At 36.1% G+C, this 14,468-nt stretch carries 14 protein-coding genes and 1 tRNA gene; 4 read left to right on the forward strand and 11 right to left on the reverse strand.

Annotated features, from left to right (window positions below; genetic code table 11):
- Positions 1-72 precede the first annotated feature (72 nt).
- Genes asnS through ACOCEA_RS01850 form a run of 3 tightly spaced genes read left to right on the forward strand, consistent with a single transcriptional unit; the run spans position 73 to position 3,606 of the window.
- On the forward strand, positions 73-1,506 hold the full coding sequence (gene asnS / locus ACOCEA_RS01840; RefSeq protein ID WP_420754487.1) for an asparagine--tRNA ligase: 1,434 nt from the start codon (positions 73-75) through the stop codon (positions 1,504-1,506).
- A gap of 37 nt (positions 1,507-1,543) precedes the next feature.
- Entirely contained in the window at positions 1,544-3,001 is a 1,458-nt protein-coding gene (gene rpoN, locus ACOCEA_RS01845) for an RNA polymerase factor sigma-54 (RefSeq protein WP_420754488.1), read from the forward strand.
- A complete protein-coding gene (locus tag ACOCEA_RS01850) occupies positions 3,001-3,606 on the forward strand; it encodes a hypothetical protein (protein ID WP_420754489.1) in 606 nt (201 codons plus the stop codon). Before rpoN ends, ACOCEA_RS01850 begins: the two co-directional genes overlap by 1 nt.
- Here ACOCEA_RS01850 and ACOCEA_RS01855 read toward each other — a convergent pair.
- The 8 genes from ACOCEA_RS01855 to ACOCEA_RS01890 all read right to left on the reverse strand — a co-directional run bounded on the left by ACOCEA_RS01855 (position 3,601) and on the right by ACOCEA_RS01890 (position 8,769).
- A complete protein-coding gene (locus ACOCEA_RS01855; RefSeq protein WP_420754490.1) occupies positions 3,601-4,287 on the reverse strand; it encodes a porin family protein in 687 nt (228 codons plus the stop codon). The genes ACOCEA_RS01850 and ACOCEA_RS01855 overlap by 6 nt on opposite strands.
- 81 nt (positions 4,288-4,368) lie before the next feature.
- The gene (locus tag ACOCEA_RS01860) at positions 4,369-4,851 is read right to left on the reverse strand and encodes an ExbD/TolR family protein (protein ID WP_420754491.1); all 483 of its coding nucleotides are present in this window, start codon (positions 4,849-4,851) and stop codon (positions 4,369-4,371) included.
- Positions 4,852-4,871: 20 nt separating this feature from the next.
- Entirely contained in the window at positions 4,872-5,492 is a 621-nt protein-coding gene (locus tag ACOCEA_RS01865; RefSeq protein WP_420754492.1) for an ExbD/TolR family protein, read from the reverse strand.
- A gap of 15 nt (positions 5,493-5,507) precedes the next feature.
- Positions 5,508-5,939, reverse strand: coding sequence for a hypothetical protein (locus ACOCEA_RS01870; RefSeq protein ID WP_420754493.1), 432 nt, complete (start codon positions 5,937-5,939; stop codon positions 5,508-5,510).
- Between the two features lie 27 nt (positions 5,940-5,966).
- The gene (locus ACOCEA_RS01875) at positions 5,967-6,716 is read right to left on the reverse strand and encodes a MotA/TolQ/ExbB proton channel family protein (protein ID WP_420754494.1); all 750 of its coding nucleotides are present in this window, start codon (positions 6,714-6,716) and stop codon (positions 5,967-5,969) included.
- A gap of 77 nt (positions 6,717-6,793) precedes the next feature.
- Positions 6,794-6,881: transfer RNA gene (locus tag ACOCEA_RS01880), tRNA-Ser, on the reverse strand.
- 71 nt (positions 6,882-6,952) lie between these two features.
- Entirely contained in the window at positions 6,953-7,984 is a 1,032-nt protein-coding gene (locus ACOCEA_RS01885) for an asparaginase (protein WP_420754495.1), read from the reverse strand.
- 17 nt (positions 7,985-8,001) lie between these two features.
- Entirely contained in the window at positions 8,002-8,769 is a 768-nt protein-coding gene (locus ACOCEA_RS01890; RefSeq protein ID WP_420754496.1) for a TatD family hydrolase, read from the reverse strand.
- A 103-nt stretch (positions 8,770-8,872) separates the two neighbouring features.
- Here ACOCEA_RS01890 and ACOCEA_RS01895 point away from each other — a divergent pair, with 103 nt between their 5' ends.
- Positions 8,873-9,310, forward strand: a complete 438-nt coding sequence (locus ACOCEA_RS01895) for a retropepsin-like aspartic protease (RefSeq protein ID WP_420754497.1) — start codon at positions 8,873-8,875, stop codon at positions 9,308-9,310.
- 460 nt (positions 9,311-9,770) lie between these two features.
- Here ACOCEA_RS01895 and odhB read toward each other — a convergent pair whose 3' ends face one another.
- From odhB to ACOCEA_RS01910, 3 genes are all read right to left on the reverse strand, one after another.
- The gene (gene odhB, locus ACOCEA_RS01900) at positions 9,771-11,003 is read right to left on the reverse strand and encodes a 2-oxoglutarate dehydrogenase complex dihydrolipoyllysine-residue succinyltransferase (protein ID WP_420754498.1); all 1,233 of its coding nucleotides are present in this window, start codon (positions 11,001-11,003) and stop codon (positions 9,771-9,773) included.
- A 27-nt stretch (positions 11,004-11,030) separates the two neighbouring features.
- Positions 11,031-13,829, reverse strand: a complete 2,799-nt coding sequence (locus ACOCEA_RS01905; RefSeq protein WP_420754499.1) for a 2-oxoglutarate dehydrogenase E1 component — start codon at positions 13,827-13,829, stop codon at positions 11,031-11,033.
- Between the two features lie 208 nt (positions 13,830-14,037).
- Positions 14,038-14,391 (reverse strand): hypothetical protein, encoded by a 354-nt coding sequence (locus ACOCEA_RS01910; protein ID WP_420754500.1) that lies wholly within the window; start codon positions 14,389-14,391, stop codon positions 14,038-14,040.
- Positions 14,392-14,468 lie beyond the last annotated feature (77 nt).

Genomic DNA, 14,468 nt, shown 5'->3' on the forward strand with positions numbered 1-14,468 from the left:
TTAACCTTGGCATTCAATCAATATTTTTTACCAAAAAGCTATCTTTGGCTTTTAATTTTCAATTCATTAAAAATGCGCTCAGTAAGTATAAAAGAAGTCCTAAAAGGAAAAGATTTACTTCAAGAAATAACCATAAATGGGTGGGTGAGAACCTTTAGAAGTAATAGGTTTATTGCCCTTAATGATGGTTCTACCATAAACAATATCCAATGTGTTGTTGATTTTGAGCAGTTTGATGAATCCTTATTAAAACAAATAAATACAGGTGCGGCCCTAAGGATCAGCGGAACATTGGTTGAAAGTCAAGGTCGTGGCCAAAATGTAGAGATACAAGTAAAAGATATTTATGTTCACGGTGCAGCTGACCCAGAAACTTATCCCATACAGCCCAAAAAACATTCATTGGAGTTTTTAAGGGAAAAGGCACACTTAAGAGTTAGGACAAATACTTTTTCTGCGGTAATGCGTGTTCGTTCGGCGCTCTCATTTGCCATACATCAATATTTTAGGCAAAATGGTTTCTATTATTTTCATGCCCCTATTATTACTGGTTCTGATGCTGAAGGTGCTGGAGAAATGTTTCGCGTAACCACCCTAGATGATAAAAATCCCCCAATAACTGAGGACGGTAATGTTGATTATAAAGAAGATTTCTTTGGCAAAGAGACTAACCTTACCGTTTCTGGTCAATTGGAAGCTGAGGCCTATGCCATGGCATTAGGAAAGGTTTATACATTTGGACCTACATTTAGGGCAGAAAACTCTAATACATCTAGACATCTTGCAGAATTTTGGATGATAGAGCCAGAGATGGCGTTCTATGATTTAGATGCCAACATGGATTTGGCAGAAGATTTTATAAAAAATGTGTTAGGGTATATCCTTGAAAACTGCAAAGAAGATTTAGAATTTTTAGAACAACGACTTATAGACGAAGAAAAGTCTAAACCACAAACAGAACGCAGTGATATGCCTTTAATTGAAAAATTAAAGTTCATTACGGAAAACAACTTTATGAGGGTCACCTATACTGAAGCTATAGAAATCCTTAGAAATAGCACGCCCAATAAAAAGAAGAAATTTCAATATCCAATTGATGAATGGGGCGCAGATTTACAAAGTGAGCACGAACGTTATTTAGTGGAGAAGCATTTTAAATGTCCCGTTATATTATTTGATTATCCTGCAAAAATAAAAGCATTCTATATGCGTTTAAATGAAGACGGCAAAACTGTTAGGGCAATGGATATATTGTTTCCTGGCATAGGAGAGATTGTAGGTGGATCACAAAGGGAGGAACGATTGGATGTTTTAAAAGAAAAAATGGCCGCGCTAAATATTCCAGAAGAAGAATTATGGTGGTATTTGGATTTAAGAAAATTTGGCACTGCCGTTCATAGTGGATTTGGACTTGGGTTTGAACGTCTGGTTCTTTTTGCTACTGGTATGGGCAATATCAGGGATGTAATCCCATTTCCGAGAACACCGCAAAATGCTGAATTTTAATGTGATTTCGTTATTTTTATAAATAGCCCAAAAACAGATGTTAAAACAGCACTTACAATTTAAGTTATCGCAGAAATTATCTCCTCAGCAGATTCAGTTGATGAAGTTGATTCAATTGCCTACCCAGGCCTTTGAACAACGTCTTAAACAAGAATTAGAAGAAAATCCTGCTTTAGAAAGTGGCAAAGAAGATAGCGAAAATATAAACGATGAGTTTGAGGACATATATGATAATGAGTCTGATAGTGAGACTATTACCGCAGAAGACATCAATATAGATGACTATTTAAGTGATGATGAAATTCCAGATTATAGGACACAAGCGAACAATTACAGTGCAGATGATGAAGAAAAAAGTGTGCCTTATGCCTCTGGGACAACGTTCAATCAATATCTCATCAATCAATTAAACACAGTTTATCTGAATGATGAAGAATGGGCTATTGCCGAATTTTTGGTAGGTAGTATAGATGAAAGTGGCTATATAAGAAGACCGATTACAGATATCTTGGATGATTTGGCATTCACACAAAATGTATATACAGACGAAAAGACAATTCAGCGTGTACTAGCCATTGTACAAGAGCTAGACCCCCCTGGAGTAGGAGCGCGTTCCTTAGAGGAATGTTTGATAATTCAATTAAAGCGCAAAGAGGTATCCCCAAGTATAGAATTGGCCATTGCAATACTCACTAAATCGTTTGATCATTTTACTAAAAAACATTACAATAAGTTAATTCAAAAACATAATGTAACGGAAGATGAATTAAAGGATGCGATTTCAGAAATAGAGAAATTAAACCCAAAACCAGGAGGTTCGTATTCTGGCAACAATAGAATTGTTGAACATGTAGTTCCTGATTTTTTTATTAGGATTGTTGAAGGAGAATTGGAATTAAACCTTAATAGTAGAAATGCCCCAGAATTGCATGTTTCAAAGGAGTACAATAACATGTTAAAAGGCTACAAAGAATCCAAGGATAAGTCCAAGTCCCAAAAAGACACGGTGTTGTTCATCAAACAAAAATTGGATGCCGCTAAATGGTTTATCGATGCCATCCGACAGCGGCAGCAAACCTTGTTCATTACCATGAACGCTATAATGCAATATCAAAAGGAGTATTTTCTAACTGGAGACGAGCGAAATCTGCGCCCCATGATTTTAAAGGATATTGCAGATGAGATAGACATGGATGTTTCAACCGTTTCAAGGGTAGCGAACAGTAAATATGTTGACACACCGTACGGAACAAAACTAATAAAGGAATATTTCTCCGAATCCATGAAAAATGAGCAAGGAGAAGATGTTTCTACCAAGGAAATAAAAAAAATCCTTGAAACGGTAATTATTGAAGAGGCAAAGAAAAAACCTCTAACAGATGATAAGTTAGCTTCTATCCTTAAAGATAAGGGCTATCCTATTGCCAGACGTACCGTTGCAAAATATAGAGAACAACTAGGAATTCCGGTTGCCAGATTAAGAAAGCAAATCTAATGAAGCTTTTCTTCACTATAGTTTCATATATCTTTCACCCTATATTCATGCCTATTGGTGGTACTCTGGCATATTTCATTATAACCCCAAAATATAACCCACTAGAAACACAAAGTGGAAACATTCTTCCCATATTTATACTTACGGTAATTATTCCTATTATTACATTTCTTATACTTAAAAATTTAGGATTGGCTAGCACTGTTTTTATGCCAACTCTTTCGGAACGCAAATACCCATTATACATTCACATATTACTCCTGTTATTAGTTTTGATAAAAGTGATACCCAACAATTATATTTCTGAACTGTACTTTTATTTCGTTGGACTTTTAGGTGCGGCTTTTGCCAGTTTAATATTACTATATTTTAAGTTTAAAGCCAGTTTACATGTAGTAGGGGTTGGTGGACTTTTAATGTTTTTAATAAACCTTAGCATACATTTTGAAATAAATGTAATTATAGCAATTAGTTTGTTCACTTTATCACTGGGATTGGTTGCCTCATCGAGAAGTTATCTTAAGGCACATTCCAAATCCGAGCTTTTTGTAGGATTATGTATAGGTTTGCTTTCGCAATTGCTTACCGTTAGGTTTTGGCTATAAAATATAAAAAATAAAACCAATCCTCAAAGGTCTAATAGCTATCGGCGCACCATCTAAAAGTGCATTATTATTAAATAAATCACTTAAGGAATAATAGGTATGTATATTAAACGTATTATACCCAAAATTAAATGTTAATCCGTATTGAAAGTTGTTTACATCTGTATTGTAAAAACCATCTTTATAATCGTTAGTAACCAATTTTGATCTTGCTCCAATCACATACGCGGCCTTAAATCCAGCATAAACCCGCCAGAACCTATACTCATATGGTGTAGAGTTTCTCCATCTAAACTCTAAGGGCACTTCTAATAAATGCGTTTCTAACTTGCTTCTTTTAAAATTAAGTCTACCATCATCCAATTCATAATTAAACCCGTTAGAAGTCTCTGAAACGGCTAAATTGGTATAATACGTATTCAAACCAAGTCCTAAACCAATACCAATTGCACGGGTTCCCATTTTATTTAATGGAATATCCTTTATTATACCAGCCTGTAAACCATAAGATAAATTGCGTTGTAACAAACCCTCTGGCGTATTTCTAACAAAATTATAAGTGATTCCCATATAAAACTGGTCTTCAAAATAACGTTTGTAGCCTATATTGTTAACCGAATCATTTTGGGAGAAAGTAAAAAAAGATATGCCAAAACCAATTATTAAATACCAATACTTCATAGTTGTATAAAGGTAAAGAAATAAAAAACGCTCCAAATAAATTTGAAGCGTTTAATAAAGTTTGAAAATGGTTAACAAAAACTATTGAAGGTTTCTAAATGCGTCTCCCTCGTACGTTGTATAATTAACCTTTAAAGCATTTACTTTTCTTAATTCCTGTTTAATATCGGATATAAGACCCATACTGGCGTTTTTATCCACCTTTAGTGCTGTAGTCAATACATTTTGAAGTTCTTGAGGTTTTTTAGCTCGTTCCATCAAAATATAATCGCCAACATCAGAAGGATTTGCGAATTTATCGTTCAATTGTATCTTTGGTTCCGTACCAAATGTTTTTTCGTATTCCCTTGTAGGCTTACCAACATAAATATAGATAACTCGATCCTTCTTCTCCAATTTCTTCACCTCACTCGCGTTGGGTAATACATTCTCTACTTTCAAAGAACTATCCTTCATAACAGTTACCGTCATAAAGAAAAACAAAAGCATAAATACAATGTCAGGAAGTGAAGCAGTTGAAACCGCTGGTACCTCTCCATCTTTTTTCTTTGCAAATTTTGACATAGTTTTTTATTTACGAATTGTTAATTAGATGTTGTTTCAGCTTCAGACAATTTCTGAGGGAATAAATCCTGAATCCTTTGTACCTTTTCTTTTAATTCCTCCTTAACATCATCCGATGTTTCAGGATTAAGGTATTCCGCTTCCATATCAACAAAGTTCTTTTTATAAAGACGTTGCGCCTCTCTATTCCTAAGATCATTATAAGCACCTACCAATTCATTCTGAACTGTTATGTAAGTACTATACTTTGTCTCCCTATCATTCTTTAAAGATATAATTGCCTTAGCAGGACTATCGGAAGAAGAAGCATCTCTCTTACCCTTACAATAGTTACAATAATCTGGCGTACCTGATGGCGCTCCTCCATTATCTAAAAAGGCCATTGCCTTTTCCCTAAGATCTTTAAGCTCGATTAACTCATCATCGGCCAATAACTGACCATTTTTGTTAATATTCACTTGAAAGATATTCTTCTGCTTAATGACAACATCCGTATCGGGCGGTTCTATTGGTGGCAACATACGATCCAATCCAGCATCCGTTTCAATGGTAGTTGTTACCAAGAAAAAGATAAGTAAAAGAAATGCTATGTCTGCCATGGAACCCGCACTTACTTCTGGTGCTCCTGCTCTTCTAGCCATAGTTATCGGTTTTTTTTATTTACTAAACATATTTTTAACTGCTGGCACTATTAATGCCGCAACTGCGATAATCGTAAGGATAAAAAATACATTTAAACCCATACCAATTTTTTTAATCGTGCTCTCATCCGACATTGCCATAAACTCAGGTGCAACATCTGTTCCACTAGCTAAAACATAAGATATACCCACTACCAGTAAAAATCCACCTATTACAAATAGAGTCTTTTTTAATCCCTGAGGGTTAGCGAATAAATTCTTAAGTGTGAAAACCAAACTCACGACAACTGCAATGCCAAGTAGTAAATAAGTTATGATAAACATTGCGTTCATTGCACCACTTTGGGCAGCTTCTGCTGCTGGCATATCAGAACTAGGTAATAAATACCATAACAACGCACTTATCACACCTATTACAATTAATGCTATTTTTATAATTTTTTGCATAATTTTCGGTATTATTAATAGTGCTACTTATTTTTTGTGATCTACCAACATATCGATTAAAGTAATCGAAGAGTCCTCCATATCATTAACAATACTGTCAATTTTTGCGATAATGTAGTTGTAGAAAATTTGAAGTATAATAGCCGTAATAAGACCAAATACCGTTGTTAACAATGCAACCTGAATGTCACCTGCAATCAAAGAGGCACTTAAGTTACCAACAGCAGCAATCTTTTGGAAGGCTTGAATCATACCAATTACCGTACCCATGAAACCAAGCATTGGTGCAATAGCAATAAATAAAGACAACCAAGAAACATTTTTCTCCAATTGCCCCATTTGAACACCTCCGTAAGCCACTACAGCTTTCTCAGCAGACTCTACACTTTCACCGGCCCTATCCAAACCTTGATAGTAAATGGAAGCAACAGGCCCTTTTGTATTTCTACAAACCTCTTTAGCGGCCTCAACGCCACCTGAAGCTAATGCATCTTCTACTTGTTGTTTTAATTTTGAGCTGTTGGTACTAGCCATGTTCAAATAAATAATTCTTTCAATAGCAACCGCCAAACCAAGAATCAAACACAAAAGAACGATACCCATAAACCCGGCACCACCTGTTATAAACATTTCTTTTAACACTTGCGTAAATCCTTTCTCAGCCTCAGGTGCTGCATCTTGCACTAGCATTGCTACTGCAGCTGCTTTTGCACTTACCATATTTGTACCTGCTACAAATGCCCCAGCTACTGCTAGGCTTGGGAATAATTTTTTCATTTTTTCAAACTTAAATTAGTTAGTTAATAGGGTTAAAGATAAAAAAAAAACAATATAAAAAAAGTAAAACTTACTTGCAGAGAGGAAGGGATTCGAACCCTCGATACACTTTTGGTGTATACACACTTTCCAGGCGTGCGCCTTCGACCACTCGGCCACCTCTCTAAATTTAGCCTTTTTTAAGGTGCGGCAAATAACAAAAAAAAACTAAGACGATGAAATTATAGTGGTTAATTTTAATGCATTTCTCCACGTAGTGGTGTCTCAAAAACAGTTTTAAAAAGTTCATCCCCCACACCACTACCTAGCATATACATTGCCTTGGATATTGCAGCCTCGGTGGTAATGTCCTTACCACTAACAACTTGCATCTGCTTTAACCGCATACTAGTTTCATAGTGACCCAAAATAACACTCCCGCCAGAACATTGTGTCACATTAATAATATGTATTCCTTTTTTTATAAAACTTTCTAAACTTTTTAAAAACCACTCCGAGGTTGGAGCATTTCCTGAGCCATAAGTTTCTAAAATGAGCGCTTTTAATCCTTGGATATTTAACATACCATCCAAAACATTTTGAGTAATTCCAGGAAATATCTTCAAAACAGCAATATTTTCGTCCATTTTTTTATGAGTGATAAATTTTTTACCGCGTTTGATAGGCAACAAGTATTCTTTAAATACATTTAGATGCACTCCAGATTCAATTAAGTGCGGATAGTTTAGGGACGTAAACGCTTGAAAATTTTCTGCATTTATCTTGGTTGTTCTATTGCCCCTATACAATTTATACTCAAAATATAGCCCAACTTCCTTAACAATCGCCTCTCCCTTTTCATGTAAGGCAGCAATCTGAATTGAGGTAATGAGGTTTTCTTTGGCATCTGTCCTCAAATCCCCAATGGGCAATTGTGAACCCGTTAAAATTACAGGCTTATTAAGATTTTCAAGCAAAAAACTTAGTCCGGAGGCCGTATAACTCATGGTATCACTACCATGTAGCACCACAAAACCATCATGAGATTCATAATGCCTCTCTATTATTTCCACTATACTTATCCAATCCTTTGGGCTCATGTTAGATGAATCAATGGGCACATCAAAGGAAACCGTATCAATGGAACAATCCAATTGTTTAAGCTCAGGTATATTTTTTAAAAGTTCATTAAAATCAAAAGCTTTTAGCGCAGACGTAACATAATCCTTGACCATACCAATAGTGCCGCCAGTATAAATAAGTAAAATCCTTCTGCTTTTTGAATTCATTTTATCCAAGTTTCCATTCAACACCCAAAAACTGTTATGGAATTGTTCGTTGTAATTTTAGCAACCTCCGAAACATCTTTTTTATATATTTCCGCAACTTTATCTAAAACATTGGTAATATACAGACTTTCATTTCTCTTGCCACGATAAGGCGCAGGGGCCAAATAAGGTGCATCTGTTTCTAAAACAATGTGTTCTAAGCCAATTTCAGACAAAAACCTATCTATTTTACCATTCTTAAAGGTAACTACGCCACCTATACCCAGTTTCATATTGTAAGACAATGCTTTTTCCGCTTGTTGTAAATCGCCAGTAAAACAGTGGAATATACCTCTTAAGCCATCCCCTTTTTCACTTTCCAATACCTCAAACACCTCATCAAAAGCATCTCTGCAATGAATTACAATAGGCAAATCATACTGTTTAGCCAGTTGTATTTGTGCTGCGAATGCCTCTTGCTGTTGACACAAAAACTTTTTTTCCCAGTACAGATCAATCCCTATTTCACCTACAGCATAAAACTTTCTACTACTTAACATGTCTTCAACATGCTCTAACTCTTCCCTAAAATTTTCTTTAACATGAGTGGGATGAAGCCCCATCATTAAAAAAATATTCTTAGGATACCTAGCTTCCAAGTCCAGCATCCGTTGGGTATAAGTAGAATCAATGGCTGGTATAAAAAAACGCCTAACACCTTTTTGAAGCGCCCTTTGTATTGCCTTGTCCCTATCCTCATCAAATGCCTCACTATATAAATGTGTATGCGTATCTGTAATTATCATAGCACAAAAATAGACTTATCTTTGGACTGATACTAACCGCAAAGACTTTCCGCTATTTTAAAATATACTAATTAAGGCACATCTTAACTATCTTAAAAATAAAATGTCCACACTCTATAAAATCCTTAAAAAGAAAAATTACCAAAAGATTCCATTACAAATTACAGCAACCAATCACTTGGAAATTAAAGCTGAAATAAACGGGATTATGGGATGTTTTATCCTAGATACCGGAGCATCCAATACTTGTATAGGACTTGATAAAATTGATTTCTTTAAACTCATTTCCGAAGCATCTGATATTAAAGCAGCAGGGGCTGGCGCCAGCAATATGGAAACATTGACTTCTAATAAAAACATCATTAAAATTGGTAAATGGAAGAGTAAAAAATTACAAATTGTTTTGTTTGACCTGAGCCATGTTAATGAAGCACTAACATCCCACAGTGCAACATCGGTTGATGGTATTATAGGTGCCGATGTACTTAAAAAAACTAAGGCTATTATTGATTACCGAAATAAGTGTATTTACCTAAAATAGATACAGATAGTAATCGTATATTTTCAACTGTATAAAAAAACAGCCGCAAATCTATATTACAATAACCCGTTACCCCCAGGCATGACCAAAATTAAATTAATATTACTTTTTATTCTAACCGCTAGCATTGTTAGCTGTGAAAAAATAACCATTTGGAACTTACAAAAATCCCAGACAGTTAAATTTTTAAAGACCCACTTGTAAAGATTTTTGGCACTTTGGAGGCATTACGAATGCCCCTAGAAAACGAATTGAAATTTTGCAATTAACGGCCTTCGTAGAGAATGCCCTTTATGACCCAAATCTTATAAGATATGTTCCAGAAATTTTGCCAATGGGCAATTGTTTACCAAATGCGGACTTCCAATCCAAGGAAGATATGGGCTGTAATTAAATTAATCAAAAAAAATAAAAAAGCCTTTGACAAGTCAAAGGCTTTTTTATGCTCATAATTTTACTTCTATAATTCCAGCGATTTCTTAATATTGCCATCCATCAGCAATTCCTCAGGACTTTCCAAAGCTTCTTTAACGGCCACTAAAAATCCAACCGACTCCTTACCATCAATAATTCGGTGATCATAAGACAAAGCCACATACATGATTGGGGCAATGGCTATGGCACCATCCCTAACTATTGGACGCTCCACTATATTGTGCATGCCAAGAATAGCACTCTGTGGCGGGTTAATAATTGGTGTTGACAACATTGAACCAAATACACCACCATTGGTAATAGTAAAAGTACCACCAGTCATTTCATCAACAGTAATTTCACCTTCTCTAGCCCTGATCGCCAATCTTTTCACTTCTGCCTCAACCCCTCTAAATGATAAATTTTCCGCATTCCTGATTACTGGCACCATAAGCCCTTTAGGACCCGATACAGCGATACTTATATCGCAAAAGTCATAGGATACCATTTCTTTACCATCGATCATTGAATTCACGGCCGGATACATTTCTAAGGCACGTACAACCGCTTTGGTGAAAAAAGACATAAATCCAAGACCAACACCGTGCTTATTCTTAAATTCCTCTTTATATTGATTCCTTAATTTGAAAATAGGGCTCATATCCACTTCATTAAAAGTGGTCAACATTGCGGTTTCATTTTTTGCAGCGACCAAACGTTCCGCCACTTTTCTGCGCAACATGGACAGTTTAGAACGGCTTTCACCCCTATTGCCACCGGTTACAGGCGACCCCAAGGATGGCTTGGCCTTAATAGCATCCTCTTTAGTTATTCTACCATCTTTTCCCGTTCCGGAAATTACAGCAGTATCAATTCCCTTTTCACTTAAAATTTTCTTTGCAGCTGGTGATGCAACTCCAGATGCATAGGTTTCCTTAGCCTGAGAGGACTCTGGTACTTTTTCACTATCCACCTTTTTGCTTGCATCCTCTTTCTGGGCAGATAAATCCTTCTCAGCTTTGCTAGCCCCATCTGGTTTGACCGCACTTGTATCAATCAAACATACAACAGACCCCACCTCAACTGCATCTCCAACTTCGGCCTTTAACGTAATTACGCCGCTCATTTCCGCCGGAAGTTCCAACGTTGCCTTATCTGAATCAACTTCTGCAATTGCTTGGTCCTTTTCAACATAATCACCATCTTGCACCAACCATTCTGCAATTTCAACTTCTGTAATGGACTCCCCAGGAGAGGGAACTTTCATTTCTAGAATCATCCTTTCTATAATTTGATATATTATTTTTTAACTTTTTGGTCTTGTCATATTATCCTTTGTCTTGTCAAAGACAAAATCTATTACTTGTTGATGCCTTGCCTTAGACCTAACGGCACTACCAGCAGCAGGTGCGGCATAAAACCTTCTTGAAGCTACCCTAAATTTATGAGCCTCACTAAAATGCATCATCATATGACTCCAAGCCCCCATATTCCTTGGTTCTTCTTGAGCCCAAACAATATCATCCACATTTTTATACTTCGCAATGATTTCCTTCATGGTCTTCTCCGGAACCGGAAACAATTGTTCTACACGAACCAAGGCAACATCTTCACGATTTAATTCTTCTTTGACCGCTAAAAGATCATAATAAAACTTACCCGTACAGAAAACCAAACTTTTTACATTTTTAACATCTGCAGAAGTATCGTCCAATACTTCTTGGAAAGAACCATTTGCCAAATCTGCTACAGAGGAAACCGCTTTTGGATGCCTTAGTAAACTTTTTGGGGTAAATATTATTAAAGGTTTTCTAAAATTGGCCTTCATTTGACGACGAAGAATATGAAACATTTGCGCCGGAGTAGTGACATCTGCGATATACATATTGTCCCTTGCACAAAGCTGTAAATAACGCTCCATTCTTGCCGATGAGTGTTCCGCTCCCTGCCCTTCATAACCATGGGGCAACAACATCACCAGACCATTCTGCAATTTCCATTTATCCTCTGCAGCAGATATGTACTGATCGATCATTATTTGGGCACCATTACTAAAATCCCCAAATTGTGCTTCCCAAATTGTTAATGTATTTGGACTAGCCATGGCATACCCATAATCAAATCCTACGACACCATATTCTGACAAGAGCGAATTATAGATTTGGAATTTACCTTGATTATCCGATAAATTGTTTAACAACAATACCTCTTCCTCGCTCTCTTCAACCTTCATTACCGCATGTCTGTGAGAAAAAGTACCTCTTTCTACATCTTGTCCAGACATCCTAACCCCAAAACCTTCCTGAAGCAGAGAGCCGTAGGCCAATAACTCTCCCATTGCCCAATCCAGAGTATCTGTTTCAAAGTACATTTTTTTACGGTCCCCGATAAGTTTTTCTACTTTACGCAAAAACTTCTTCCCTTTCGGCAATTCTGTTATCACCTTGGCGATAGCGGTAAGTTTCTTTTCATCATAGGTAGTGTCTATAGGATCCATCATTTCCCACTCCCTAACATTAACGAAACCTTTCCATTCATCTGCCATGAAAGGGGTAATTTCCGTTTTGTCCTCTTTTCTGGAATCCTCCAAATTAACCTCTAACGAGTCTTTGTATTGCTTTTCTAATTCCGCAACATAGCCCTCGTCAATAATACCTTCACTGATTAATCTTTCAGCATAAATATCCCTTGGGTTCTTATGCTTGGCAATTGCCTTGTACAATTTAGGTTGGGTAAATCTTGGCTCATCTCCTTCATTATGCCCATATTTCCTATATCCCAAAAGATCTATAAAAACATCCCTTGAAAATTTCATACGATACTCCAGTGCAAATAAAGAAGCGTGTACAACCGCCTCAACATCATCAGCATTTACATGTAAGACAGGACTAAGGGTTACCTTACCTACATCTGTACAATAGGTAGATGTTCTTGCGTCTAAATAATTGGTGGTAAAACCAATTTGGTTATTTACTACAATATGAATAGTCCCACCGGTTCTATAACCGTCCAATCCAGCCATTTGAACAACTTCGTACACCAAGCCTTGGCCAGCTATTGCCGCATCTCCATGTACAACTATAGGCAATACCTTGGAAAAATCATCAGCATAATGCGCATCCTGTTTCGCCCTAGCGATACCTTCAACAACTGCACCAACCGTCTCTAAGTGAGATGGATTTGGAGCAATGTTCATTTTTATCTTATTACCATTATCTGACATTCTATCCGATGTCCAACCTAAATGGTATTTAACATCGCCATCAAATATCTCCTGTTCATAATCCTTGCCATCAAATTCACTAAAAATATCTTTGGCGGATTTTCCGAATATGTTAGTTAGCACATTTAGCCTTCCCCTATGGGCCATACCCATAACAAACTGCTTTACACCCATCTCAGCGGCATGCTCTACAATAACATCCAGAGCAGGAATCAATGACTCATTGCCCTCCAAAGAGAATCTTTTTTGACCCACATATTTAGTATGCAAGAAACTCTCAAAGGAAATTGCTTGGTTTAATTTTTTAAGGATATGTTTTTTACGATCCTCATTAAAATTGGGGTGGTTATCGTTTTTATTTATCCAGTTCTGTATCCATTTTATAAGTTCTGGCTTTCGAATATACATGTATTCCACACCTATAGCATCACAATAAATGCTAGTTAGGTGCCGAATAATCTCCTTCAATGTACTAGGCCCGATACCAATGATATCACCGGCATTAAAAACCGTCTCCAAATCGGACTGTTCCAATCCGAAATTTTCAATTTCCAATGTAGGCTCATACTGTCTTCTTTCCCTAACCGGATTGGTTTGGGTAAAGAGGTGACCTCTGCTACGATAACCATCAATCAAACGAATTACCTGAAATTCTTTTTGCAAAGATTCCGGCATTTCTATTTTACTGCCATTGACTATTGCCGTAGTCCTAAGTTCATCTTCTGCTATATAAGCACCATCTGAACTTTCTACACCAAAATCAAAACCTTGAAAAAAGGCACGCCAACTTGGCTCTACACTATCTGGATTCACTAAATACTTATCATACAACTCCGAAAAAAACGACGTATGAGCGGTATTCAAAAAGGAATATTTATCCATGAATTACTTTCTGTATCTTAAGAATAAATTTGAACAAAAATACAACATTTACTATATCTAAGAGAAAGATGAACCGTATTATTGAAAAAAATAAATGTTTAAAACAAAATTGTGCAAAACAGACTAAAAAAAGATATTAGTAAGGTATTTATTAAGAAATTCACAAAGCATAAAGTCAGATTGATTACGTGTGATAATTTTAAAAATCCTAATTGTATTTCTTTTTGAACCATACCTTTTGAAATTCTCTTTTTATTATCAAAAAAGTAACTTGCTCAGCTACATCAACAGCATCGTTAGCTTCTATTTTTCTAAATTCGTTTTCAGGAACGTCTACAATATATAGAAGGTTTAAATATTGATCAAACCACTCCATAATCAAATAATATACTTTTTCCTTTATCATAGTCAATAAGTCATTATCCCCAATATCTTTTGGCAATTGAAATGCCACATTTGCCAAAGCAAAATCTTTTTCAATCTGAAATAAAAAGGAATCTGTCAATTTTAGTTGCCCTATGCGATTAAGAAGTTCGTCACTATTTCCAAATTCAATCTCCATATCCTATTTACGAAATAAAACCTATTTTAGTTTGCCAAGCAATAGTATACTGTAATATACCACAAAAAAAGAGGCTA

This window comes from Maribacter luteocoastalis (genome assembly GCF_048890225.1).
In the GTDB taxonomy this organism is placed as follows: Bacteria; Bacteroidota; Bacteroidia; order Flavobacteriales; family Flavobacteriaceae; genus Maribacter; species Maribacter luteocoastalis.